At 68.9% G+C, this 24454-nt stretch carries 24 protein-coding genes and 1 other RNA gene; 7 read left to right on the top strand and 18 right to left on the bottom strand.

Annotated features, from left to right (window positions below; translation table 11 throughout):
• Positions 1–32 precede the first annotated feature (32 nt).
• Positions 33–596: a CGNR zinc finger domain-containing protein gene (locus ACZ5ZX_RS34455; protein ID WP_465506170.1), complete on the top strand. Its 564-nt coding sequence runs from the start codon at positions 33–35 to the stop codon at positions 594–596.
• Here the strand turns inward: ACZ5ZX_RS34455 and ACZ5ZX_RS34450 are convergent.
• The 12 genes from ACZ5ZX_RS34450 to ACZ5ZX_RS34395 all read right to left on the bottom strand — a co-directional run bounded on the left by ACZ5ZX_RS34450 (position 589) and on the right by ACZ5ZX_RS34395 (position 13863).
• Positions 589–1230: an SDR family oxidoreductase gene (locus ACZ5ZX_RS34450; protein WP_465506169.1), complete on the bottom strand. Its 642-nt coding sequence runs from the start codon at positions 1228–1230 to the stop codon at positions 589–591. The two genes, ACZ5ZX_RS34455 and ACZ5ZX_RS34450, sit on opposite strands and share 8 nt — an antisense overlap.
• Positions 1231–1339: 109 nt before the next feature.
• Entirely contained in the window at positions 1340–2458 is a 1119-nt protein-coding gene (locus tag ACZ5ZX_RS34445) for an ABC transporter ATP-binding protein (protein ID WP_465506168.1), read from the bottom strand.
• On the bottom strand, positions 2455–3450 hold the full coding sequence (locus ACZ5ZX_RS34440) for an ABC transporter ATP-binding protein (RefSeq protein WP_465506167.1): 996 nt from the start codon (positions 3448–3450) through the stop codon (positions 2455–2457). Before ACZ5ZX_RS34440 ends, ACZ5ZX_RS34445 begins: the two co-directional genes overlap by 4 nt.
• 6 nt (positions 3451–3456) lie before the next feature.
• A complete protein-coding gene (locus ACZ5ZX_RS34435; protein WP_465506166.1) occupies positions 3457–4392 on the bottom strand; it encodes an ABC transporter permease in 936 nt (311 codons plus the stop codon).
• Positions 4389–5390: an ABC transporter permease gene (locus tag ACZ5ZX_RS34430; RefSeq protein ID WP_465506165.1), complete on the bottom strand. Its 1002-nt coding sequence runs from the start codon at positions 5388–5390 to the stop codon at positions 4389–4391. The genes ACZ5ZX_RS34435 and ACZ5ZX_RS34430 overlap by 4 nt, the downstream gene beginning before the upstream one ends.
• Positions 5391–5476: 86 nt before the next feature.
• Positions 5477–7150 (bottom strand): ABC transporter substrate-binding protein, encoded by a 1674-nt coding sequence (locus tag ACZ5ZX_RS34425; RefSeq protein ID WP_465506164.1) that lies wholly within the window; start codon positions 7148–7150, stop codon positions 5477–5479.
• 565 nt (positions 7151–7715) lie between these two features.
• On the bottom strand, positions 7716–8267 hold the full coding sequence (locus ACZ5ZX_RS34420; protein ID WP_465506280.1) for a uridine kinase family protein: 552 nt from the start codon (positions 8265–8267) through the stop codon (positions 7716–7718).
• Between the two features lie 29 nt (positions 8268–8296).
• Complete coding sequence (locus ACZ5ZX_RS34415) at positions 8297–8734, bottom strand: DUF2304 domain-containing protein (protein WP_465460013.1); 438 nt, start codon at positions 8732–8734, stop codon at positions 8297–8299.
• A 12-nt stretch (positions 8735–8746) separates the two neighbouring features.
• Positions 8747–9448 (bottom strand): glycosyltransferase family 2 protein, encoded by a 702-nt coding sequence (locus tag ACZ5ZX_RS34410; protein WP_061985814.1) that lies wholly within the window; start codon positions 9446–9448, stop codon positions 8747–8749.
• Between the two features lie 59 nt (positions 9449–9507).
• Entirely contained in the window at positions 9508–11478 is a 1971-nt protein-coding gene (locus ACZ5ZX_RS34405) for a DUF6541 family protein (RefSeq protein ID WP_465506163.1), read from the bottom strand.
• A gap of 73 nt (positions 11479–11551) precedes the next feature.
• On the bottom strand, positions 11552–12850 hold the full coding sequence (locus tag ACZ5ZX_RS34400) for a polysaccharide biosynthesis protein (RefSeq protein ID WP_465506162.1): 1299 nt from the start codon (positions 12848–12850) through the stop codon (positions 11552–11554).
• The gene (locus ACZ5ZX_RS34395; RefSeq protein ID WP_465506161.1) at positions 12847–13863 is read right to left on the bottom strand and encodes a glycosyltransferase family 2 protein; all 1017 of its coding nucleotides are present in this window, start codon (positions 13861–13863) and stop codon (positions 12847–12849) included. The genes ACZ5ZX_RS34400 and ACZ5ZX_RS34395 overlap by 4 nt, the downstream gene beginning before the upstream one ends.
• 61 nt (positions 13864–13924) lie before the next feature.
• On the opposite strand from ACZ5ZX_RS34395, the gene ACZ5ZX_RS34390 reads away from it, so the two are divergent.
• The gene (locus ACZ5ZX_RS34390; RefSeq protein ID WP_037320298.1) at positions 13925–15037 is read left to right on the top strand and encodes a UDP-N-acetylglucosamine 2-epimerase; all 1113 of its coding nucleotides are present in this window, start codon (positions 13925–13927) and stop codon (positions 15035–15037) included.
• 357 nt (positions 15038–15394) lie between these two features.
• Here ACZ5ZX_RS34390 and recR read toward each other — a convergent pair whose 3' ends face one another.
• Complete coding sequence (gene recR / locus ACZ5ZX_RS34385) at positions 15395–15991, bottom strand: recombination mediator RecR (protein ID WP_061981975.1); 597 nt, start codon at positions 15989–15991, stop codon at positions 15395–15397.
• Between the two features lies 1 nt (position 15992).
• Complete coding sequence (locus ACZ5ZX_RS34380) at positions 15993–16349, bottom strand: YbaB/EbfC family nucleoid-associated protein (protein ID WP_007035126.1); 357 nt, start codon at positions 16347–16349, stop codon at positions 15993–15995.
• Between the two features lie 100 nt (positions 16350–16449).
• Between ACZ5ZX_RS34380 and ACZ5ZX_RS34375 the strand changes: the two genes are divergently transcribed.
• Genes ACZ5ZX_RS34375 through ACZ5ZX_RS34365 form a run of 3 tightly spaced genes read left to right on the top strand, consistent with a single transcriptional unit; the run spans position 16450 to position 18211 of the window.
• Complete coding sequence (locus ACZ5ZX_RS34375; RefSeq protein ID WP_465506279.1) at positions 16450–17286, top strand: N-acetylmuramoyl-L-alanine amidase; 837 nt, start codon at positions 16450–16452, stop codon at positions 17284–17286.
• On the top strand, positions 17286–17453 hold the full coding sequence (locus ACZ5ZX_RS34370) for a hypothetical protein (RefSeq protein ID WP_465506160.1): 168 nt from the start codon (positions 17286–17288) through the stop codon (positions 17451–17453). Before ACZ5ZX_RS34375 ends, ACZ5ZX_RS34370 begins: the two co-directional genes overlap by 1 nt.
• A complete protein-coding gene (locus ACZ5ZX_RS34365) occupies positions 17450–18211 on the top strand; it encodes an endonuclease/exonuclease/phosphatase family protein (RefSeq protein ID WP_465506159.1) in 762 nt (253 codons plus the stop codon). The genes ACZ5ZX_RS34370 and ACZ5ZX_RS34365 overlap by 4 nt, the downstream gene beginning before the upstream one ends.
• A gap of 15 nt (positions 18212–18226) precedes the next feature.
• Here ACZ5ZX_RS34365 and ACZ5ZX_RS34360 read toward each other — a convergent pair whose 3' ends face one another.
• Positions 18227–20269 carry a DNA polymerase III subunit gamma and tau gene (locus ACZ5ZX_RS34360; protein WP_465506158.1) on the bottom strand — a complete coding sequence of 681 codons (2043 nt, stop codon included), beginning with the start codon at positions 20267–20269 and terminating at the stop codon, positions 18227–18229.
• A 29-nt stretch (positions 20270–20298) separates the two neighbouring features.
• On the opposite strand from ACZ5ZX_RS34360, the gene ACZ5ZX_RS34355 reads away from it, so the two are divergent.
• Positions 20299–21132 (top strand): spermidine synthase, encoded by an 834-nt coding sequence (locus ACZ5ZX_RS34355; protein ID WP_465506157.1) that lies wholly within the window; start codon positions 20299–20301, stop codon positions 21130–21132.
• A 9-nt stretch (positions 21133–21141) separates the two neighbouring features.
• Here the strand turns inward: ACZ5ZX_RS34355 and ffs are convergent.
• Positions 21142–21236: signal recognition particle sRNA small type (gene ffs / locus ACZ5ZX_RS34350), an RNA gene on the bottom strand.
• A 46-nt stretch (positions 21237–21282) separates the two neighbouring features.
• Between ffs and ACZ5ZX_RS34345 the strand changes: the two genes are divergently transcribed.
• On the top strand, positions 21283–22173 hold the full coding sequence (locus ACZ5ZX_RS34345) for a serine/threonine dehydratase (protein WP_465506156.1): 891 nt from the start codon (positions 21283–21285) through the stop codon (positions 22171–22173).
• 12 nt (positions 22174–22185) lie between these two features.
• On the opposite strand, the gene ACZ5ZX_RS34340 is transcribed toward ACZ5ZX_RS34345, so the two are convergent.
• Positions 22186–23673, bottom strand: coding sequence for a sensor histidine kinase (locus tag ACZ5ZX_RS34340; RefSeq protein WP_465506155.1), 1488 nt, complete (start codon positions 23671–23673; stop codon positions 22186–22188).
• Positions 23651–24400, bottom strand: a complete 750-nt coding sequence (locus tag ACZ5ZX_RS34335) for a response regulator transcription factor (protein WP_465506154.1) — start codon at positions 24398–24400, stop codon at positions 23651–23653. Before ACZ5ZX_RS34335 ends, ACZ5ZX_RS34340 begins: the two co-directional genes overlap by 23 nt.
• Positions 24401–24454: the final 54 nt, after the last annotated feature.

Here is a 24454-nt window from a genome sequence, read left to right as displayed (position 1 = left end):
CGGAGTTCGACAGAGTCAAGTACGCTTGACCTATGTCATGGACCGCGACGGACCGATACCGGTTGCGCGCCGCCCCCTCGGGACTGGCGCTCGTTCAGGACTTCCTCAACACGAAGGCGATCCAGACCTACGGCCTTGACCTGCTGAGCGATGCCGACCTGGCAGGATCTTGGGCGGCCGAGGCGCTGACGGAATGGTCGCGGGCACGCGACGCCGAAGTGCCCGACATCACGCTGGGCTCGGGCGACCTTCGCGCGCTTCGCGACCTGCGGGAGTCGTTCGTTTCACTCGTGGACGGACAGGACGCGGCCACCGGGAAACCGATCAAAGCGGAACTGGTCCTGCGGGACGGCGTCGTCCGGCTGTTCCCGTCCGGCACCGGGCAGCAATGGCTCACTTCGGCGCTGTGGACGGAGACGTTGCTCGCGCAGCAGTCCGGGATCTGGCCGCGCCTGAAACTGTGCCGTCTCGACGGCTGCCGTTCGGCCTTCTACGACGTCTCGCGCAACAACAGCGGCGTCTGGCACGACGTCCGTACCTGCGGGAACGTCGCGAATCTGCGCGCGTCGCGGGAACGGAAGAAAGCGCTCAGCTGAACGAGGACAGGGCCGACGGGATCGGGATTTCGCCGCCGATGACGTCGAAACCCTGGTTCTCGGTCAGCGGTTCTTCGAGAGTGGCGACCATGACGGCGGCGACGTCGGCGCGAGAGACGCGACCGGGTTCGAGGTGACCGGCGACCTTGACGTGCCCGCTGGGCGGATCGTCGGTGAGTGTGCCGGGCCGGACGATCGTCCAGTTCAGGCTGGAGCGGCGGAGGACGCTGTCGGAGATCTGCTTCGCCATCAGGATCGAACGCACCAGCCTGTCCCCCTGGTCCGGCGAATCCGCGAACTGCGCGGAAAGCTGCACGAACCGCGAGACCCCCGCCTTCTCCGCGGCGCGGATCGCGGTGATCACGCCATCGCGGTCGACGAGGTTCACCGACGCCTGATCCGGATCGGGCGCGCCGATCGCGCTGAGCACGACCTCGGAACCGGCGAGCGCCTCGACGAGGTCGTCCGCGTCGGCGGTGACGTCCGCGACCACGGTTTCGGCGCCGAGCCCGGCGACCTCCTCGGCGCGGCGACGACTCCGCAGCCCCGCCCGCACCTGATGTCCCCGCGTCCGGAGAAGCCGGACCACGTGAATCCCCGTCCGCCCCGACGCACCCAGCACTGTGACCCGCATAACAGAAGTCTGCCTGAAAGCGGCGGCCCGTGCCGAGCTGCGAATGCGCGTGAAGGCCCCCTTCCCTCGGCTCAGCCGAGGGAAGGGGGCCTTCACGCGCTTGGGGTACCTAGAGGATCTCGGCCGCCGAGCCGACGTCCGGCAGGCCGCCGATGTCGGGGTTCAGCTCCCCGGCCTCGACGAGTTCCGCCTTGACCTCGTGCGGTTTGATCCGCCCGTCGCGGATGTCCTCCGCGTAGTGGCAGGCCACCCGGTGCCCGGCGCCGATCTCCCGCAGCTGCGGGCGGTCGGTGGAGCACAGGCTCTGCTGCTTCCACGGGCACCGCGTGTGGAACCGGCAGCCGGACGGCGGCCGCGCCGGCGAGGGCAGGTCACCGGCGAGCAGGATCTGCTCCCGGGTGTCCTCCACCGTCGGGTCCGGCACGGGGATCGCCGAGAGCAACGCCCGCGTGTACGGGTGCAGCGGGTTCTCGTACAGCGCGTCGGCGTCGGCCTCTTCGACCAGTGAGCCGAGGTACATCACGCCGATACGGTCGGAGATGTGCCGCACCACCGCGAGGTCGTGCGCGATCACCAGATAGGTCAGGCCGAGCTTCTCCTGCAGGTCCTCCAGCAGGTTGACCACCTGCGCCTGCACCGAGACGTCCAGCGCGGACACCGGTTCGTCGGCGACGATCAGGTCCGGCTCGACGGCGAGCGCCCGCGCGATGCCGATGCGCTGACGCTGACCACCCGAGAACTCGTGCGGGTACTTCCGCAGCGCCGACTCGGGAAGACCGACGGCGGCGAGGAGTTCGCGCAGCCGCTTGGCCGTCGCCTCCTTGTCCTTGTCGAGGCCGTGCGCCTTCATCCCTTCCAGCAGAATGGATTCCACCGACTGCCGAGGGTCCAAACTGGACATCGGGTCCTGGAAGATCATCTGCATCCGGCGGCGCGCCTTGCGCAGATCCTCGCCCTTGAGCCCGGCGACGTCCGTGCCGTCGAAGACGACGTTGCCGTTCGTCAGCTCGGTCAGCCGGAGGATCGCCCTGCCCAAAGTGGACTTGCCACAACCGGATTCCCCGACCAGACCGTAGGTTTCGCCCTTGCGGATGGCCAGGTCGACACCGTCGACGGCGTACACGTGCCCGACCGTCCGGTCGAACACGACGCCGCGTTTGATCGGGAAGTGCACCTTGAGGTCGTTGACCTCGAGCAGCACTTCCTGCGGCGGTACCGTGTGCGTCATCGGGCCCCTCCTCGTGCGGCCACGGCCGGGACCACCGGGTTGTGGCAGCGCAGCAGACCGCCGCGATCGGGCGTCAGCTGCGGTGAAACCTCCCGGCACACGCCGAGAGCGTTCGGGCAGCGGGGCGCGAAGGCGCACCCGTTGTCCCATGGGATGTTGTCGGACACGGAACCCTTGATCGGGATCAGTTTCTCGCCGCGTCCCGCGTCGAGCCGCGGGATCGACGCGAGCAGGCCGTGCGTGTACGGATGCCGCGGCTCGGCGAACAGCGCGTGCCGTTCGGCGCGCTCGACGATCCTGCCGCCGTAGAGCACGTTGACCTCGTCGCACAGACCGGCGACGACGCCGAGGTCGTGCGTGATCATGATCAGCGCGGTCCCGGTCTCCTGCACCAGTTCCCGCAGCAGCGCGAGGATCTGCGCCTGGATCGTCACGTCGAGCGCGGTGGTCGGCTCGTCGGCGATGAGCAGCCGAGGACGGCACGCCAGCGCGATCGCGATGAGCGCGCGCTGCCGCATTCCGCCCGAAAGCTGGTGCGGGTACTCGGAAAGCCGCCGCGACGGGTCGGGGATGCCGACCTTGTCCAGCAGTTCCGTCGCCTCCACCGACGCCGCCTTGCGCGACATCCCGCGATGCCGTTCCAGCACCTCGGTGATCTGCAGGCCGATCGGGATGACCGGGTTCAGCGAGGACAGCGGGTCCTGGAACACCATGCCGAGGTCACGACCCCGGCGATCGCGCATTTCCCGGTCCGACAGGCGAAGCAGATCCGTGCCTTCGAACGAGACCGAACCGCTGACCTGGTTGCCGCGTTTCGCGAGCAGCCGCATGATCGCCAGTGACGTCACGGATTTACCGCAACCGGACTCACCGACGAGGCCGACCGTCTGCCCGGGTTCGACGTCGAAACTGACCCCGTCCACCGCGGCGAACGGCTTCTCACCACGCCGCTGGAAAACGACCTTGAGGTCGCGTACTTCAAGGAGAGCCATGAAAGATCACCGCCTGTTCTTCGGATCGAGGGCTTCCCGCAAGGACTCGCCGAGCAGCGTGAAGCCGAGCGCGACGATGATGATCGCGATGGCCGGGTAGTACGCCAGCTCGGGGCGGATGTCGAGGAACTGCCGAGCACTGCGGCTCAGCATGATGCCCCATTCCGCCCGGTTCGGGTCCGGGTCACCGAGACCGAGGAACGACAGCGCGGCCGCTTCGAGGATCGCGGTCGCCAGGGTCAGCGTGGCCTGCACGATGACCGGGCCGAGCGAGTTCGGCAGCATGTGCCGCAGCACGACCGCCCCGCGTTTGACGCCGAGCGACGTCGCCGCGAGCACGTGGTCGCTGTTCCGCTGCGCCAGCATCGAACCGCGCAACAGCCGCGCGAAGATCGGCACGCCGACCATCGACACCGCGACGATCACCGTCCACTGGCTCGGCTTCTGGAACAGCGCGGCGACCGAGATCGCCAGCAGCAGCGACGGCACCGACAGCATGACGTCGACCAGGCGCATCAGCACCGTGTCGACCCAGCCGCCGAAGGCACCGGCGAGCCCGCCGATGATCATGCCGACCACGACCCCGATGATCGTGGCGAGCACACCGACCAGCAGGGTGTTCTGCGCGCCGACGAGCAACCGCGAGAGGTAGTCGCGGCCGAAGTCGTCGACACCGAGCGGGAAACCGGGCTGCGCGCCGGGGATGATGCCCTGACCGAGGATGACCTGGCTCTGCAGGTACCGCTCGTAGGGGTCCTTCGGCGCCAGCAGCGGCGCCAAGATCGCCACCAGCAGGAACAGCCCGGTGATCACCGCACCGGTGATCGCGACCGGGCTGCGCAGCATCCGGCGGAGCGCCTCGCCACCGAGGCTGTGCCCCTTCGCCGACGACGCGGCGAGCTTGTCGATCGGCTCCTTCTTCTTGTTCAGCAGTGTGTTCATCGGACACGCACCCTCGGGTCGATGAGCCCGTACGAGACGTCGACCAGCATGTTCACCAGCACGTAGACCAGCGCCCCGAACAGCAGCAGCGCCTGCAGCCGCGGGTAGTCACGCCGTTCGATGCCTTCGGCGAGCAGGAAGCCGAGGCCGCGGAAGTTGAACACCCGCTCGGTCAGCACGGCGCCACCGAGCAGCGCGCCGGTCTGCAGGCCGATGGTGGTGACCACCGGCAGCAGGCCGTTGCGGAGCACGTGACGGCGCCGGACGACCGGCTGGGTCAGGCCCTTCGAGTTGGCCGTACGGATGAAGTCCTCGTTCAGCACGTCCAGCACCGACGCGCGGGTGATCCGGACGATCACCGCGAGCGGGATGGTGGCGAGCGCGAACGCCGGGAGGACCAGGTGCGTGACCGCGTCCCAGGCGGCGTCCCATTCCTGGGTGATGATGCCGTCGAAGATCGCGAAGCCGGTGACGCTGGTGGCGTCGAGACCGGCCATCTGACGGCCCTGCGACGGAAGTCCCAGCGGGGCGGCCAGCACGTCCTGCATCATGTAACCGAGGAAGAACACCGGCACGGCGACGCCGACCAGCGAGAGCACGATGATGACGTTGTCGACGGCCCCGCCGCGGAACCGGGCGGCCAGATAGCCGAACGGGATACCGAGACCGACCGCGATCAGCATCGCGAAGAAGCCGAGTTCGATGGTGGCGGGAAGGAAGTTCCCGATCTCCGACATGACCGGCTGGGCGGAGACCAGCGAGTTGCCGAAGTCGCCGGTGACCGCCCGGCCGAGGAATTTGAAGTACTGGACGAAGATCGGATCGTCGAGGCCGAGGATCCGGTTCAGGTCGGCGATCTTCTCCGGGGTCGCCTTGTCACCCAGGAGGGCGCCGGCGGGGCCACCGGGCAAGGACCGGAGCCAGGCGAAGATCAAAATGGACAGGATCAAGAGCGTCGGTATCGCTTGTAGCAGCCGACGCACGAGAAAACGGAGCACGTGCGTTCCTTTGTTGCCAGCCCGGGAATGGGCTTCAGGGGGTGGGCGCGGTAGCACCCACCCCCTGAGCCGCTAGTGGTGGAGGATCAGTTGACCGTGACGGTGTAGAAACGCTCGTCGGTCAGCGGGCTGGCCACCAGACCCTTCACCTTCGGGCCCACGACGATCGCCGGGGGGCCGTAGGAGATCGGGATGGCGGGCAGGTACTCCATGATCTGCTTGTTCACTTCCTGGTACGCCTTGGTGTGCTGCTCACCGGCGGGCGCGGCGTCCGCGGCCGAGATGGCCGAGAACAGCTCCGCGTTGTTGAAGCCGAACTCCGGCTTCTCGCGGCCGAAGAAGGTGCCGACGAAGTTACCGGCGTCGTTGTAGTCACCGGTCCAGCCGAGCAGGTGCACGTCCTGCTTGCCCGCCTTCTGGACGTCGTCCTTGTAACCACCGTTCCACGGCTTGGCGATCGGCTCGACCTTGATGCCCATGGCCTTCATGTCCTCGGACAGCGACGTGAAGATGTCGGCCGGGTTCGGCATGTACGGCCGGGTGACCTCGGTCGGGTAGTAGAACTTCAGCGTCATGCCCTCGGCGCCGGCCTCCTTCAGGAGGTCCTTCGCCTTCTGGAGGTTGTAGTCGTACTTGGTGACGTTCTCGTTGTAGCCGTCGATCGCCTTCGGCACGAACTGGGTCGCGGTCTCGGCACCCTCGGGGAGCTTCGACTTCACGAACTGCTCACGGTTGAGGCCGTAGGCCAGCGCCTGGCGGACCTTGAGGTCCTTCAGCTTCGGGTTGTTCTTCTGGTTGATGCCCAGGTACAGGATGTTGAACGACGGGCGGATGAGCACCTGCTCGCCGTCGTTGCGCAGCAGGCCGTAGTCCGCGGGCGACGGGTAGTCGTAGCCCTGGATGTCGCCTGCCTTGAGCGCCTGCTTGCGGGCGTTCTCGTCCGGGATGACCTTGAAGACCAGCTTGTCGAGCTTGGCCGTCTGGGTCGGCGCGTCGGTGGCCTTGGAGAGCGTGATCTCACCCTTGGCCTGGTCCCAGCTCTCGAACTTGAACGGGCCGGTGCCGGTCGGGTGCTTCAGCGCGTACTCGGGGTAGGAGAACGAGTCACCGCTCTGGGTGACCTGGTCCGCGTTGTACTTCTTCAGCGCGTCCGGGCTCTGGATCGAGAACGACGGCAGCGTGAAGGCCGCCGGGAAGGCGCCCTTGGCCTTGTTCAGGTTCAGGACGGCGGTCGACTCGTCCTTGGCCTGGCAGTCCTTGAACACCGGGGCGCCGGAGGCGTCACCCTCGTTCTTGGCGAAGCCTTCGAAGACGTCGCCGTAGTAGATCATCTGGCTCTGGGCGGCGGCGCCCTTCATGTTGAACATGCGGTTGAAGTTGAAGCAGACCGCTTCGGCGTTGAACGGGGTGCCGTCGTGGAACTTGACGCCCTTCTTCAGGGTGAAGGTCCACGTCTTGCCTTCGTTGCTGCCTTCCCACTTCTCCGCCAGGCCGGGCTCGAGGTCCGCGGTCCCCGGCTTGTTCATGATCAGGGTGTCGAACATCTGGCGGATGATGCGGAAGGTCTCACCGTCGTCGTTGAACAGCGGGTCGAAGGTCTTCGGGTTACCGGCGGCGCCGAAGACCATGGTGCCTCCCGAGCCACCTCCTGCGCCCTCTTCACGCTTCGACTCGGCACAAGCGGAAATGGAGACCGCGAGTGCGCCGGCAAGCCCGATCAGGGCCACACGGCGCGCTCTGGTCGCCCGCAGTTGCTGCATCTGGCACCCCTTGAGGAGAATTTCGGTGTTTTAGTCACCGTCCGGTCGGTCGGAAACTCGAACTCCGCGGACGATCGGTGTGCTCGCCGACACTAGCGGGAACTCGGCCCGCACTTAAGCACGTGAGGTTACGATCGCGCTACGCGAAGGCCAATACGACCGCAAAGTGTCCGCAATTCCAGACGGAGCGTAATCAATTCTCGATCACTAACGCGCAGAGTGCCGGGTCACTAACACAAATGGGTGTCCACCACTACGCTCTTTGGGTCACTGACAAAACAGGACATCGGCGGGTGGTAGAGGGCCGGTAGTCGTCGTGTCTCGTGAGTGGTAATGGCGGTTCCGGCGAACCCTCTTTAGCTACCTACGGCGGGCGAGCCCCCGGTTGTGGCCGGGCCGTGAAGGACTCCTTGAGGGACTCAGAGTCCCTCGAAGTTCCCCTCACCCGTCGCGGACGGCCGTCACCAGCCGCAGCGGCTGCGCGTGAAGGCCCCCTTCCCTCGGCTCAGCCGAGGAAACTCGACCTTCACATCTTCCCCAGTACATGATGGCCCCCTTCCTTGCGCTAGGCGCAAGGAAGGGGGCCATCATGTACTTCGCTCTGACCGTCATTACCACTCACGACAGTGGTGGCCGCCGCCCTGGTCCCGTCCACGGCGAACCAGCCCCGTTCGAACAGCTGCCAGCGGCGCAGAGGTTCCCGGGATTCCGGGCCGTCGCGGCCGACACCGCGGTCCAGGCGTTCGGTCTCGGTACCGCCGTCCAGCCAGACCAGCAGGGACAACGACGGCCGGATCCTTGCCCTGCCACTGGAAACACCCTCCAGCACCAGGACCTCGGGGACCTCGATCTCGACTTCTTCACCCGGCTGGGGGACTCCACTGGTCCAGTCCACCCGCCGGTACCCGCCCGGTTTGCCCGCGCGCAGCGGCTCCAGGACTCCGGTTTCCAGCCGTGACCACCACGAAACGGGTTCTTCCCAGGTGGCGAATTCGTCGGTGCTGACCAACGCGGTCCGGATCCCCCGACCGGCGAGCTCCGCGACGATCTTCCCTGCCAGCGTGGACTTCCCGGAGCCGGAAGGCCCGTCGATGGCGAGTACCCGGACGGCGCCCAGCCTCGGCGGAGCCGCGAGAACGGCGTCGATCAGCGTGCGCGTGCGGGACTCACTTCCGGGAGCCCTTTGACGTTGTCGGGCGTGGCCGTCCTGGCTTCCAGCGCGGCGACGCGTTCTTCCAGTTCGCGCTGAGCGTCGGCGAGTTCGCAGCGGAGCAGCGCGATCTCCTCGACAGAGGTCCGGACCTCTTCTTCGAGATGCCCGACCTCGGTGGACAGATGCAACGCGACCAGCGCCAGAACCACGCCTGCCAACAGGAATACGAAGTTCGACGGCGTCTGGACGCCGGTTACGCGAGCCAAGAAGTCGGCGGCCTGCGGAACGAGGGCGAGGACCACCACACCGATGGCGAGGACGAGCCACACACCCGCGTACTTCTCACGCAGTTTCCGCCGCCGCATCATCTCGAGGACGACGAACAGCACGAGACAGGCGACGACAATGCTGAGAATGCGCCAGCCAGCCATGATCAGCTCCTTTTACGCCGAATCCGACGAGTCGACGGCGGGGCGGCGGCGCACCAGCGCCAGCAGCAGGGCAAGTCCGGCGCGACCGAGGTAGACGGCCGATTTCACCGGCGAATGGCTCGGCGTTCCGGCCGCCCGTTCGCGCATGATCACCGGGATTTCCTTGATCTTCAGTTCGGCCCGGATCGCCATCACCAGCGACTCGACCGTGTCGCCGAGGTATTCGGCCGGGTAGTACGCGGCGAACAGTTTGATCGCGCGCGGACCCATCGCCTTGAACCCGGAGGTCACGTCGGTGAGCTTGGTCTTCCCGAGCCGGGAGAAAACGAGCGAGAGCACGACCATCGCGTATTTCCGCGGGCCGCTCGCCTTGTACGAGCCCTTGCCCGCGAAACGCGAGCCGATCGCGATGTCGGCGTCGTCGAGCGCGTCGAGCAGGGCGCCGACCTCTTCCGGGTCGTGCTGGCCGTCCGCGTCCACCTGGACGACGACGTCGTAGCCACGGGCGGCCGCGTACCGGAAGCCGGTGCGCATGGCGCCACCGACGCCGAGGTTGACCGACAGGCGGGCCACCTCCGCGCCCGCGGCACGGGCGAGCTTGGCGGTGTCGTCGGAGGAACCGTCATCGACCACCAGCACGTCCATGCCCGGCAAGGACTGCTTGACCTGGGAAATGACCGCGCCGACGCTGGCCTGCTCGTTCAGGGCAGGCATCACGATGAGTACGCGACGAGTGGTCACGGACGTACTGGACACTGGATCACTCTATCTTCTTACTGGCCGTGAGCGGTGTCGGACCCGGTGCTGGCGCCCGCGGCGACCACACCTTGCTGACCTTCGATTTCGTAGATCGACGCGTCGGAGTTGTGGAAGACGCGCTTGAAACCCGGAGTGATGTCGAGGCGCTGGAGCCCCACCGCCGGCTTCGACGCCGGCGCCACCTTGCCCTTGCCGACGATCACGTAGCGCACTTTGAGCTCGTCAAGCGCCTGGCGGACGCGGGGCTCCCGGTTGATGTCGTTCAGGAACACGCTGAGCCAGCCCGGCTTGGTGGTGAACTCGGCGCCGTAGTTGGTCCACTCGACGGGCTGAACCCCCGAAAGGGCGTACATCCACACCGAGCCGTCGGCCCGGTCGTTCATGACCCGTTCCCCGGGTACGACGTGCTGGGCGAGCCAGTTGTAGGCCGCCTCCTCGGCCTTGCTGACCGCGGGACCGTCGGTGTACTTCGTCGCGAGCGTCGAGGAGTTGCGGCCGATGTAGCCGCCCTTGCTCAGCGCCATGACCACGAGCCCGATCAGCACCGCGCCGGCGACCGCCGTGGTGAACGGGTTCAGGCCGGGCTTGCGCTCACCGAGTTTCCCGGCGAACTTGCCCGACGCGGTGTGCACGAACTCGCCGAACGCGACCGCGCCCGCCAGCGGCACGAGCGCGCCGATCCGCCAGTGGTCGTTGTAGAACACGCCGGTCAGCGTGTGGATGAGCGGGGTCTCCAGCGAGATCGTCGCGGCGAACAGGCCACCGAGCACGACGTACGCCCCGACCATCCAGAGCATCCGCCGGTGCCGGACCAGGAAGAACACGCCGATGATCGCCGGGACGCCGATCCACCACTGCGGGAAGGCCGCCATCGGGGAGAAGGTGAGCGTCTGCCCGAGCGCGCCGGAGACGGTGGCTTCCGACGCCCAGGACGCACCGGTCACGCCTCCCGCGTTGTAGAGCGCCGGAAGGACCTGCGGCACGCCCAGCACGACCGCCGCCACGATCGTGGCCACCAAGGAGGCCGCGCTGCGGCGCCAGTCGATCTTCTCGAAGCGGAACAGCACCGCGAGCAGGATCAGCAGGAAGTAGACCATGATGACGAAGATCAGGCTGGTGTGCAGACCCGCCAGCCCGGCGACGCCGACACCGATCGCGACCGGCCCGGCGATCCCGCGCGGTTTGAGCAGCAGGTTGGCGAGCGCGAGCATGGCCGGGACGAGGGCCACACCGGCGACGTACGGCCACAGCGGGCCGCGCCACAGCGAGTCGTACGGGAACGCGGTGAACCAGGTGGACACGGCCGCCGCGGCGGCGATCCCGAGCACCGGCATCCGCCAGGCGCGGCACATCGCGGCGACACCGAGCGGGATGGTCAGCACGACCATGAGCGCTGCCAGATTCAATGTCGGCATCATCGTCAGGCCGCCCTTGCCGAAGACCAGGGCGAGCAGCGCGTGGTAGGTGTCCGGATAGAAGTAGTCGGTCTGGTTCGGCAGGTTCGCGATGGTGCCGACCGTCGACGGCCGCGCGTCGCCGTGCTCGGCGATCCAGCGCACCAGGTTGCCGTGGAAGGGGGCGTCCCAGTCCTGTTGGACGTTCTCCAGTGAATGCGAGCCGCGCAGGAAAGTCACCGCACCGACACCGAGACCGACCACGACGCCCGCGCCGATGAGCAGGTGGTCACGCAAAGAGCGCTTCGGCGTCTCATCGTCTTCAGCCCAGTCGGGGTGCCGCTTCGCGGTGAACCGGAGCACGAGGAACGACAGCGCGAAGCCGACGACGGACAGCGCCAGCACCCACAGTCCGACGTTGAGCATCGACCAGCGGATGCCGAGTCCGCCGAGAATCGGGATGCCGATCGCGACGAGGCCGAAGGTCAGCAGCGGGGCCGCCGCGGCGAGGGTCCAGCCGCGCAGCCTGATCGCGGCGCCGAAGACGAGCCCCGGCAGCCAGAACGCCAGTACCACCAAAAGAACGTTCATCGAATTCGCTGTCCAACCCTATTTCGGCGTGAGAACGCCATCGCGTTTCGCGGCGCGTGATGGCGCGGCCACACTATCGAGACGTTTCGGACGGCCGTGCGTTGCCCGTCTCCGGCGTGCCCCGCACCACGAACGCCATCACGACCAGCAGACCGACCGTCGGTCCCGCGGCGAGACCGACGACGGCGCGCACGACGGTGCCGCCGGGGAAGAACAGCAGGACCAGCGCGGTCGCGACGACGACGGCGGCCCAGGTGATCAGCACCTTCGTGGCCTTGGCCTGCGCGACCAGTACGGCGGCGAGCAGCTGCATCGCGGCCAGCAGCACCGACGACCAGACCAGCCCGGCCATCCACCAGGCCTCGGGGTCGTTCTTGGCGCCGTAGACCAGGCGGACCACCCACGGGCCGAGCAGGTAGCCGATCAGCGCGCCGAGGGCCGCGAGCGCCAGCGCACCCGCCGAGCCGAGCGCGAGCAGCCTGCGCAGCCGGTGCTTGCCCTCTTCGGTGCTGGACAGCCGCACCACGGTCGGGACCGCGAGCGCCTGGACCGGCGCCATCAGCGTCAACGGCGTCCTGGCCACGAACAGGGCGAGGAAGAGCACGCCGAGCTTGTCCTTGTCGCCACCGGGCGCGAGCAGGCTGACCAGTGCCGGGTAGCCGGTGATGACGCTCGCGGTGAGCCCTGCGCCCGCGAGGAGCATCAGCATGTTCGTGACGATCGGTTTCGCGGGCTCGTCGGCGTCCAGCTTCGGGTCGACCAGCTTGGCGGCGCCGCGGGCGAAGAGCAGCCAGGCGAACGAGCCGGTCGCGGCGGCGATGGCGAACCAGTACAGCTGGGTGAGCCCGGCGACCACCAGCGCGGCGACCACGAGGATCCGCACGGCCGCCTCGACGAGGATCAGCCAGGAGTAGGACCGGACGTGGTTCTGGCCGATGAGCAGGCCGCGCGCGGCGAACTGGAAGGCGAACGAAAGGCCGCCGGCCAGCACGATCACCGCGAGCGCGAACTGGCCGCCGTAGACCTTGACGGTGATCGGCGGGAGCAACGTGACCAGTCCGACGACCGTCACGGCGATCGCGCTGGTGACGAACGCGACCACCGCCGGGCGCCCGGCCTTGCGGCCCTCGAGCGCGGCGTGCGCGGACTGGCGGGAGATTTCCTGCTCCAGGGGGGAGAGGGCGGCGCCCAGTCCCATCAACATGCCCCAGAAGGAGAGCAGGACGGCGTTGTCGGCCTTCGACAACGTGCGGCCCCAGACCACGGTGAGGACGTAGCCGAGTGCGATGGCGATCAGCAGGTAGACGCCGATGCGGCCGGCGGACTTCCCGGTGTCCTTGGCCAGTTCTTCACTACTCACCGCGTTGCTCATCGACGCAGCTTGGCCCGCAGTGCCATGAAGAGGCCGCGGAGCGCTCCGGCGCCGAAACCGGCGGCGAACACCGGCGCGAGCTGGGCGACGGCCTTGGCCTCGGCCTTGGTCGCGCCGAACTTCGTCACCGCGAACCCGGCGGCCGTCGACCCGGCGGCGGCCAGCGCGACGGCGGTCTTCGGGCGCTTCGCGGCGACACCGAGTCCGAGCACGCCGACGGCCATCGCGGCGAACAGGCCGTTGCGAGCCGGGCCGGGCGACGCCAGGTACGAATCGACGAACGTGGTGCCGCGGAAATACGACTGCCCGATGAACTTCTTGAACGAATCCCGGCCGTGGTAGGTCGCGGAGAACTCAGGGGCGAGGAAGATACGGTGCCGTTCGGCGATCCAGCGCAGAACACCGGTGTCGTCACTCGCGAAACGGACGTCTTCGAAGAGCGACTCGAACGCGTTGGACGAATCCTCGAGAACGTCCTTGGGCGCGGAAAAGAATCCGGTGCCTTTCGGGAAGACGTCGAACTCTTCGATACCGAAGGACATCAACCGCGGGTTCGCGCAATAACGGCGCCACGGGATCTTGACCAGACCCGCCATGAATCCCGCGTACGGATTGTGTTCGGACGCGACGTTGACGTGACCGTTCCACACCGTGCGTTCCGGGTGGTCCACGAGCTGGTCGCGGAGGAAGGTGAGTGAGCCCGGGTCCACGATCACGCGGCTGTCGAGCAGCAGGATCTGCTGTCCGGACGCCTTCGCGATCCCCGCCCGGCGTGCCTCGAACCGGCCGCTGTTCGGCTGGGTGAGGACCGTGATGCCGTACAGTTCCTGCAGCTTGGCGAGCTTGTCGCCGGTGCCGTCGGTGCTGCCGTCGTCGACCACGACCACCTCGACCGGCCAGTTCGCCGCCTGTGCCGACGCGATCAGCGCGCCCACACTGCGGTCGATCCAGTTCTGCTCGTTGTAGACCGGGATCACCACGGACAGGGCCGGGAGGAGCGAATTCGCACTCACCCCGGCGAGGCTACCTTGCGCGGGCCACCAGTATCCTTCGGGCACCGCAGACCCCGACAGAATGGCCCTTCCGGTGATTTCCTTCATTCTCGGCACCACGGCGGAACTGATCAAAATCGCGCCGGTCTACCACGGCATCCTCGAACGCGGGGTCCGGCCGAAGATCTGGTTCACCGCGCAGCACGTCGACGAGGTCTCGGACGTGCTCGCCGACCTGAACCTCCCGGAGCCCGACGTCTGGCTGGTGCCGAAGGAGAAGGCGCACAACCTGGAGTCGCCCGCGCAGGTGCCGGGCTGGGCCGCGCAGGTGCTGCGCACCGCGTGGAGCCGCCGCGCCGAACTGAAGGCCGCACTGGTCGAGGACGGGCGTCCGCCGCTGGTGCTGGTGCACGGCGACACCTTCACCACGCCGTACGGCTCGCTCATCGGGAAGCGGATCCTCAAGTCGCGGGTCGGGCACGTCGAGGCGGGTGCGCGGTCGGGCAGCATCATGTCGCCGCTGCCGGAGGAGCTGAACCGGAAGATCGCCGCGAAGATCGTCGACATGCACTTCGCGCCGAGCGCGCGTGAGGTCAACAACCTGCGCAACGCCCGCGGCGTCGTCGTCGACACCGAGGCGAACACCGCGATCGACGCGATGCGACTGGCCATCAACGGACCGCTCGACATCGAGGGTCTGCCGGAGAAGTTCGGTCTCGCCACCCTGCACCGCTTCGAGCTGGTCTCGCGCGCGGACAAGTACCGCGAGGCGCTGGAGATCCTGCGCGAGCAGAGCAAGCAGATGCCGATCCTCTACATGGCGGGCGCGCCCGAGCGCGAGAAGATCCGCTCGCTGGGCCTGGCGAACCTCTTCGACGAGAAGAACTTCATCATCCAGCCGAAGATGCGGTACCTGAAGTTCCTGCCGCTGGTCGCGCGCGCCGAATACGTCGTCACCGACTCGGGCGGCCTGTCCGCGGAGTGCTACTACCTCGGCCTGCCGTGCGCGGTGCACCGTGAGCGCACCGAGACGCCGCAGCACCTCGGCGAGACCGTCGTGCTGACCGAGATGCGCGGGGACAAGCTGCAGAACTTCCTCGACACCTACCAGAACCGCCGCGGTGAGTCCTGGGTCGACAAGTTCCACCCGTCGGAGATCATCGTCGACACCCTGGCTCGCCTGGGCTACTGCTGATCCAGTGGGCCGGTGATGCGGGCGTCGGCTGGCGGCCGGGCCGTGAAGGCCATCGCGAGCCGCAACAGCACCACCAGTCACAACGGCTGCGCGTGAAGGCCCCCTTCCCTCGGCTGAGCCGAGGGAAGGGGGCCTTCACGCGCAGCCCCGGTACATGGGGGCCGTAGGCCACGAGTAGGTACCTAAGAGAAGGTCTAACGACACTTACCACCTGGACCCACTGCCCACCGCACCTCACTCGGTCGCCAAGTGCGGACCGCCACCGGCGCACCCCTCGGAGCGCTATGAAAGGTCCTTTCCTTGCAAATTTTGCAAGGAAAGGACCTTTCATAGCGCTCGAAACCAGCGAAGCGGCGCTTAGAGAGCCCGCCGTCCGGAGAGGGCGCGGCCCAGCGTCAGCTCGTCCGCGAACTCCAGGTCACCGCCCATCGGCAGCCCGGACGCCAGCCGCGTCACCCGAAGGCCGGGGAAGTCGCGAAGCATCCGCACGAGGTATGTCGCGGTCGCCTCGCCTTCGGTGTTCGGGTCGGTCGCGATGATGATCTCGCTGATCTCCGCGCCGCCGATCCGCGCGAGCAGCTCACGCATGCGCAGCTGTTCCGGCCCGATCCCGGACAACGGGTCCAGCGCGCCGCCGAGCACGTGGTAGCGGCCCTTGAACTCGCGCGTCCGCTCGACCGCGAGCACGTCCTTCGGCTCCTCGACCACGCAGATGACCGTGAGGTCGCGGCGGGTGTCACGGCAGATCCGGCAGGTCTCCTGCTCCGAGACGTTGCCGCAGACCTCGCAGAACTGCACGCCTTCCTTGACCTTGCCGAGCACTTCCTGCAAGCGCGAGATATCCGCGGGATCGGCCGCCAGCAGGTGGAAGGCGATCCGCTGCGCGCTCTTGGGACCGACGCCGGGCAGCCGCCCGAGCTCGTCGATCAAATCCTGGACGACACCCTCGTACAAGCTAGCCGCCGAGCCCGGGGAAGCCGCCGAGATCCGGCATCCCGCCACCGAGGCCGCCCGCGAGCGGGCCGAGCTTCTGTTCGGTGAGCTTCTGCGCGTTGGCCGAAGCGTCCCGCACGGCCGCGACGACCAGGTCGGACAGGGTCTCGACGTCGTCGGGGTCGACCACCTTGGGGTCGATGGACAACGACTTGAGCTGGCTGTCGCCGGACACGGTCGCGGTGACGAGGCCACCGCCGGAGGTGCCGGTCACCTCCGTGTTGGCCAGTTCTTCCTGGGCCTCGACCAGCTTCTGCTGCATCTGCTGTGCCTGCTGCATGATCTGCGACAGGTCGAAGCCGCCACCGGGTTGCACCATGATCCGATCGGTCCTCTCCTGGAAAATCCGTGCCGCCTACCAGCCTAGCCGCCACTCGTATGGCACCGTGGGCGCCGTGCGACGACGGCTGAGCCTGGTGATGGCGATCGGATTGACGCTCTTCGCGGCGTGTGGTGTCGAAACCCCCGCGTCGCCACCGTCGACCCCATCCGCTCCCGGTACCACCACCGTCTTCACCACCCTTCCGCAGCCGACACAGCCGACGCGGCCGAGCGCGCCGCCTTCGAGCGCGCCGCAGCCGCCGCCCGCCACCCAGCGGCCGCCGACGGGCAAGGTCGTCGTGCTGGACCCCGGGCACAACGGCGGCAACGCGGGCAGGCCCGGCGAGATCAACAAGCAGGTGCCCGCCGGACGCGGCAAGACGAAACCGTGCAACACCACCGGGACCTCGACGAATTCCGGCTACTCCGAGCACGCCTTCACCTGGGATGTGTCGCAGCGGATCTCGGAAGCCTTGAGCGCCAAGGGAATCCGGGTCATCCTCACCCGGCAGAACGACAACGGCGTCGGGCCGTGCGTCAACGAACGCGCCGCGATCGGGAACGACGCGGCGGCGGACGCGGTCGTGTCGATCCACGCCGACGGTTCGAATTCCGCCGGTGCGCACGGTTTCCACGTCGCCTATTCGGCGCCGCCCTTGAACGCGCAGCAGGGCGAGCCCTCGGCGAAACTCGCGACGGCGTTGCGGGACGGCCTCCGCGCGGGCGGCTTCCCGACGTCGACCTACCTCGGTTCGAACGGGCTCGCGCCGCGTGCCGACCTCGCCGGGCTCAACCTCTCCACCCGGCCCGCCGCGCTCGTCGAATGCGGGAACATGCGCAACGACGCCGAAGCCGCTGCGATGGCGAGCGAAGAAGGACGTCAGCAGTACGCCGCCTCCATCGCGAAGGCCATCGCGGACTACCTCGCGGCCTAGTGGAGCAGGTCCGGCCGGCCCTGCCGCCGGTGCTGATCTATCCCGCCGACGGGTTGGCCGTCCGCCCGGCGGACACGACACCTCGGCACCTCGATCGGCACCGCGAGCAAACAGGCCGCCGCACGGCGCTGCTTTCCGCCGAACTCCACGAAGGGACCCCGACATGAAATCGGTGCTCGCCGCCGTCGCGCTGATCCTCGGTACGGCCGCTCCGGCCGCCGCGGCGACGGATTTCCCGGTGCTGCAGATGAACCTCTGCCGCAGCGGGCTCGCGAAATGCTTCAACCAGGGCGGTACCGATCCGATGGCCAAGGCTGCGACCACGATCGTCGCGGTGAATCCGGCCGTCGTAACGTTGAACGAGTCCTGTTCGGCGGAGACGACGAAGCTGGCCGCCGACGTCAAGGCACAGTCGGGCCGGGCTTACACGGTCGTGTGGCAGCCGGTCGGCAAGAAGGAGAACGGCACGACGACGCCGTACCCGTGTACGTCGGGCCGCGGCGAGTACGGCATCGCGGTGCTGGCCAGGCAGGATCTCGGCGCGGTGCAGGCGCGCGAGGGCGGTTACCACGGGCCGCAGGACGGCGGCACGGAACAGCGTGCGTACCTGTGCGCGAAGTTCGGCACGGTCAACGCGTGCACCACGCACCTGTCGACGAAGCGGCCGGCGGTCGAACAACAGTGCCAGGACCTGAAGAACCTGCTGGCGAAGTACGGCTCGGGAACCGTCTTCGGCGGCGACCTGAACCTGCGCTACCCAGGGGATCCGAGCGCGCAGGCGTGCGTGCCCGCGGGCTCGTTCCGGAAGGGCGACGGCAGCGTGCAGCACATCATCGCCGGCGGCGCCTTCGGCTTCGGAAGCTCCGGGAAGACGTCGATCCCCGGCACCGATCACCCGGCCTGGCGGGTCACCCTGACCCGCTGACCCCCGCGTTTCTCGTCAGCGTTCGTCGAGCGGGCGGGCGTTGAGGTGGTCGGTGAGCAGTTTCCGGGCGATCTCCTCCGGATCCTGCTCGGGCGGGAGCGGCGGAGGGGGCGGCGCGGGGCTCGCGTCCTCCGAGTAGAGCTCTTCGTCGTCCTCGACCGGCTCTGGCGGGAGCGGGATATCCGGTTCGGTCGTCGCCACCTTGGGCCGCTGAGGCTCCGGCTTCGGCGGCGGAGGCGCCGCGGGGGCGCCGGACGCCTCGGCGGACCGGCGGGTGAACGATCGCTCGGCCGAGGGCGGCGGCGCGGCGGCCTTGGGCGCGGCGGCCTGCCGGGGCTGCGCGGCGCCGTGCACGCACCGCACCTGCCAGTCGCCGCCGAAGACCTCCTTGAACGCGGCCGCGATGCGCTCCGTGTGCTGCGGCTCGGAAAGCCTGAGCGCCACCGGCTCCGCGTTGTGCGTGAGCGTGACGGCGTTGCCTTCGACACCGACCACACTCGCCTGCGTGAGCATCGCCCCGGTCACGGCGCCACCCGGGAGCTTGCGGATCGCGGCCTGCACCTGCGGCCAGCGGCCGCGGATCCCGTCCGCGTCCGACCCACCACTCGAAGCCGCCGCGGGCGCCGGAGCGGCAGCGGGCGCGGAAGGACGTTGAGGAGCGACCGGCTCCGGTCGCGCGGCGGGCTGAGCCGCCGGGGCGGGCTGCTGCACCGGCGCGGCCTGCTGAGCGGGAGCCGGTGCGGCGGCGCGACGTGACGGCCGCTGGAACTCGCGAACGGGCTCTCCGGCGGGAGCGACAGGGGTCGGCGCCGCGCCCACCGAAGCGACCGGGGCCGTCTGGGCGACCGGAGCAGCCTGGACGGCTTGGGCGGCACCACCGGCGACAGGCGCGGGGGCCGAGGCGGCGCGGCGCTCAAGCCTTTCGAGCCGGGCAAGCAGCGCGTCGGTGCCCTCGGCGACCGACGGCAGCAGCATCCGCGCCGTCAGCAGTTCCAGCACCAGCCGCGGCGAGGTCGCGCCCCGCATCTCCAGAAGTCCATTGTGGACGATGTCGGCGTAACGCGAGAGCGTGGCGGGCTCCAGCTTGGCGGCCTGCTCCTGCATCTTCTTGAGCTCGTCGTCCGGCGCGGCGACCAGTCCGCGCTCACCCGCGTCCGGCACCGAACGCAGCATCACCAGATCGCGCAGGCGGTCGAGCAGGTCGGTGGCGAACCTGCGCGGGTCGTGCCCGGCCTCGGCGAGCTTCTCGACGGTGCCGAACACCGCGGCCGCGTCGTCCGCGGCCAGCGCGTCGACCATGCCGTCGATGAGCGCCACGTCGGTGACGCCCAGCAGGGACACCGCCCGCGAGTAGTCGACGCCGTCCGGCCCGGCCCCCGCCAGCAGCTGGTCCAGCACCGATTGCGTGTCCCGCGCGGAACCGCCGCCGGCGCGGATGACCAGCGGGTACACCGCGGGCTCGACCTTCGCGCCCTCGGCGGCGACGTTGCGTTCGAGCAGCTCGCGCATGGAACTGGGCGGGATCAGCCGGAAGGGGTAGTGGTGCGTCCGCGACCGGATGGTGGGCAGCACCTTGTCCGGTTCGGTGGTCGCGAAGATGAAGATCAGGTGCTCCGGCGGCTCTTCCACGATCTTCAGCAGGGCGTTGAAGCCCTGCGTGGTGACCATATGCGCCTCGTCGATGATGAAGACGCGGTAGCGCGAGTCCGCCGGGGCGTAGAAGGCCCTGTCCCGCAGCTCGCGGGCGTCGTCGACACCACCGTGACTGGCGGCGTCGAGTTCGGTGACGTCGACGCTGCCGGGACCTTCGGGCGCGAGGTTACGGCACGAGTTGCACTCGCCGCACGGATCCGGTGTCGGGCCCTTCGCGCAGTTCAGCGATCGCGCCATGATGCGCGCGCTGGAGGTCTTGCCGCAGCCGCGCGGGCCGGAGAAGAGGTAGGCGTGGTTGATCCGGCCGGCCGCCAAGGCGGTGCGCAGCGGATCGGTCACATGCTCCTGCCCGACGACCTCGGCGAAGGTAGCCGGACGGTACTTTCGGTATAGAGCTAGAGCCACGCGGCGAGACTACCGGGAGGGCCCGACAGGTGGGACCAGCACCGACCCCAGGCACCTACCCGGTCCGCTTCGGCACCGCCGAACTGCTCCGCGACGCCGACCGCCCGAACGCCTGGATGATCACGGTCGACGGGGTCGCCCAGTCGCACGTCAACCTCGACGACCCCACGGACCTCGAGTTCGACTACGTCCGCCGGATCGCCGACGTCGTCGACTGCCTCGGCGAAGGCCCGCTCGACGTGCTGCACGTCGGCGGAGCGGCCTGCACCCTTCCCCGCTACATCACGGCGACGCGGCCGCGCTCACGTCAACTGGTCTTCGACGCCGACGGCGAACTCGTCGCGCTCATCCGCGAGCAACTGGGAGTGAAGGGCCTGAAAGTCCGGGTCGGCGACGGCCGCGAAGGCGTCTCCGGCAGGTATGACGCTTCGGCCGACCTGGTCATCGTGGACGCCTTCGAGCGCGGAGTGTTCGCCGGCGGGCTCGCGACCGTGGAGTTCACGAACGAGGTCGCACGAGTCCTCCGACCTGGTGGTACCTACCTGACGAACGTCTCGGACGGCCCGAACCTGCCGTTCCTTCGCCGCTTCCTGGCGACACTGGCGACGTCGTTCCCGCACCTGGCGCTGCTCGCGGAACCGGGTGTTCTCCGGGGCCGCCGCTTCGGGAACATCGTGGTCGCCGCTTCGCGCGTCGAGCTGCCCGTCACCGACATGACCCGCCGGGCCGCCTCGGCCACCTACCCGGCGCGCTGCGTCGCCGGCGAAGACCTAAGGCTGCTCCAAGGCAAAGCGCGCCCCATCACCGACGCGGACGCCTTGCCGTCCCCGATACCGCCAAAAGACGTCTTCGGGGTCTTCTAGCCCGGGAACGAAAGGGGACCCCGCGCACCCGTCAGAGCTTGCTTATCCTTGCTGCCTTCCGGCCCTGGGGAGGTTCACAAGATGGACGCCGCGCGGGGTCCGGGGACCAGTGTAGTCACTCCCTCCCCGGCATGGAGGACAGTGGGGGGTATGAGTACTCCGACCTGGGAAGATGTCCTCAAGGCCGCCGAAGCCGTTCATCCGTTCGTGCGACGCACGCCGGTGCTGCGCGCCGAAGTCGACGGGCGGCCGCTCGTGCTCAAGCTGGAGCATCTGCAGCGGAGCGGGTCGTTCAAACTGCGGGGCGCGGTGAACGCGCTGGTGAGCGGTCCGCTGCCGGAGCGGGTGCTGACGGCGTCCGGCGGCAACCACGGGTTGGGCGTGGCGACAGCCGCTTCGCTGCTGAATCTGCCTGCGACGGTGTACGTGCCTGAGTCCGCTCCGCAGGCGAAGACGGATCGGATCGAGGCCACGGGCGCGAAGCTCATCCGTCACGGCGCGACGTACGCCGAGGCGGCCGCGAAGGCGCTCGAAGCCGCTTCCGAGCCGGGTACGCGGTATCTGCACGCGTACGACGACCCCGCCGTCGTCGCCGGCCAGGGCACCGTCGCGGCCGAAGTGATCGAGGACGCGCCGGACGTCGACGCCTTCCTGGTCGCGGTCGGCGGTGGCGGGCTGGTCGCCGGGACGTCGTTGGCCGGGCTGCCGACGTTCGGTGTCGAGCCGGAGCGGTGCCGTGCGCTCAACGCGGCGCTGGAGGCGGGCGCGCCGGTGGACGTGGACATCGACTCGGTGGCGGCGTCCGCGCTGGGCGCCACCAGGATCGGGGGCGTCCCGTTCGAGGTGCTCCGGACGCGAGTCACATCCGTGCTGGTCAGCGACGCGGAACTGCTCGCCGCGCGGGACCGGCTCTGGGAGGAGTTCCGGCTCGCCGTCGAACCGGCCGCGGCGGTCCCGTTCGCCGCCTGGCTGGCCGGGCGGACCGGCGGCGAACTGCCTTGCGTCATCTTGTGCGGCGCGAACAGCGAATGGACGCCGTGAAACGGCCCTGACTCAACCCTGGCTCGGGGCGGACCGGAACTGAACCCGGAACTCCGTCCGCCCCGGACGGCTGGCCACCCCGACCTGCCCGCCGTGCGCGGCGACCACGGCGGCGACGATGGCCAGCCCGAGTCCGGTGCTGCCCGCCGCCCGCGATCGGGAATCGTCGCCGCGGGCGAACCGTTCGAAGACGTCCGGGAGGATCTCCGGCGGGATTCCCGGACCGGTGTCCACAATAGACAGTGTCACCACCGAGTCCACTGTGGATAGAGAAGTGGTGACCTCGGTGCCCGCCGGGGTGTGCGTGCGCGCGTTGCCGAGCAGGTTGATCACCACCTGGTGCAGCTGACCGGCGTCACCGAGGACGGTGATCGGTTCGGGCGGGACCTCAAGCAGCCACTTGTGTTCCGGCCCGGAGACGTGCGCGTCGGCGACGGCGTCCGCGACCAGCCGGGAGAGATCGACCGGCTCGTGCACCACCGGACGGCCGGAATCCAGGCGCGCGAGCAGCAGCAGATCCTCGACGAGACCGGTCATCCGGGTGGATTCCGACTCCACCCGCCCCATCGCGAACGCGATGTCCGGCGGCACCTCGGAGCCGGAGCGCCGGGTGAGTTCCGCGTAACCGCGGATGGCCGCGAGCGGGGTCCGCAGCTCATGGCTGGCGTCCGCGACGAACCGGCGCACCCGGCTCTCACTGGCCTGGCGCGCGGACAGCGCGGCCGCGATGTGCTCGAGCATGCGGTTGAGCGCGAACCCGACCTTGCCGACCTCGGTCCGCGGGTCGGTGTCCACTTCGGACACTCGCTCGGAGAGCGCGACCTCGCCGCGGTCCAACGGGAGTTCGGCGACCCTGGTCGCGGTGGCGGCCAGCCGGTCGAGGGGTTGCATGGTGCGGCGGACGGTCACCGCGCCGAGCGCGCCCGCCAGCAGGATGCCGCCCGCGGCGACCCCGCCGAAGATGAACCCCAGGTTCCACAGGGTGTCGGTGACCTCTTTGGTCGGCAGTCCGGTGATCGCGATCCCGCCGCCGGGCGTCGCCTTCGCCACCACCCGGTACTCCCCGAGCACCGGGCCGAGGTCCACGTCGCTCGGTTCGCTGCCCGGCCGCGACCGCAGCAGGGTGTCGATCTGTGTCCGGGTGATCTCGTCGTGCGGGAACGGGTGGGCGACCTTGGCGTCGTAGCTCGAACGCAGCACCGCCGCGAGCACGCGCCCGTCCGGGAACACGTTCACGAACAACGAACCGGTGCTCTGGCCATAGGCGCGCAGGCCTTCCGGAACCCCGTCGCCGCCGGGACGGCCCGTCGGCGGCGGACGGCTGGCGCGTTCACTGGTCTCGGCGATCCGCGCGTCGAGCTGGCCGAACAGGAAGTCCCGCAGCGCCAGTTCGGTCACCACGCCCACCACCAGGCAGACGAGCGCGAGCAACCCCGCGACCTGCGCGATCAGCCGCCGTCGCAGAGACCATGGCCGCCTACCCCGCGGGCTTGAGGACATACCCGGCGCCGCGCATCGTGTGGATCATCGGTTCCCTGTCGGCGTCGATCTTCTTGCGGAGGTAGGAAATGTACAGCTCGACGATGTTGGCCTGGCCGCCGAAGTCGTAGCTCCACACCCGGTCCAGGATCTGCGCCTTCGAGAGCACTCGCTTCGGATTGCGCATGAGATAGCGCAGCAGTTCGAATTCGGTCGCGGTCAGCGGCACCAGATCACCGCCGCGGTGCACCTCGCGGCTGTCCTCGTCGAGGGTCAGGTCGCCGACGACCAGCGTCGAACCACTCGGCCCGGCGACCCCGCCCGCGCGCCGCAGCAGCGCGCGCAGCCGCAGCGCGACCTCCTCCAGGCTGAACGGCTTGGTGACGTAGTCGTCCCCGCCCGCGGTGAGCCCGGCGATCCGGTCCTCCACCGCGTCCTTCGCGGTCAGGAACAGCACCGGCAGGTTCGGCACCTCGGAACGCAGGCGGCGCAGCACCTCCAGACCGTTCATGTCCGGCAGCATCACGTCCAGGACCACCGCGTCCGGCCGGAACTCCCTGGCGACGCGGACCGCCTCGGTGCCGTCGGCGGCGGTGCGGATGTCCCAGCCCTCCATGCGCAGGGCCATCGACACGAGTTCCGACAACGTCGCCTCGTCGTCGACCACCAGCACCCGCACTGGGCTGCCGTCGGCACGGCGCAAGCCTGCCTTCCCGGCACCGGACGAAGGGACGTTCACACTGGTCATGCTGCCATCCTTGGCACCTCCCTTGAGGCTTCCCTGTGCCCGGCCTGTGCGTTT

The sequence above is a fragment of the Amycolatopsis sp. NPDC033938 genome (genome assembly GCF_055575975.1).
The sequence above is the reverse complement of the archived record's forward strand: the minus strand, read 5'-3'. Positions and strand labels throughout refer to the sequence as shown.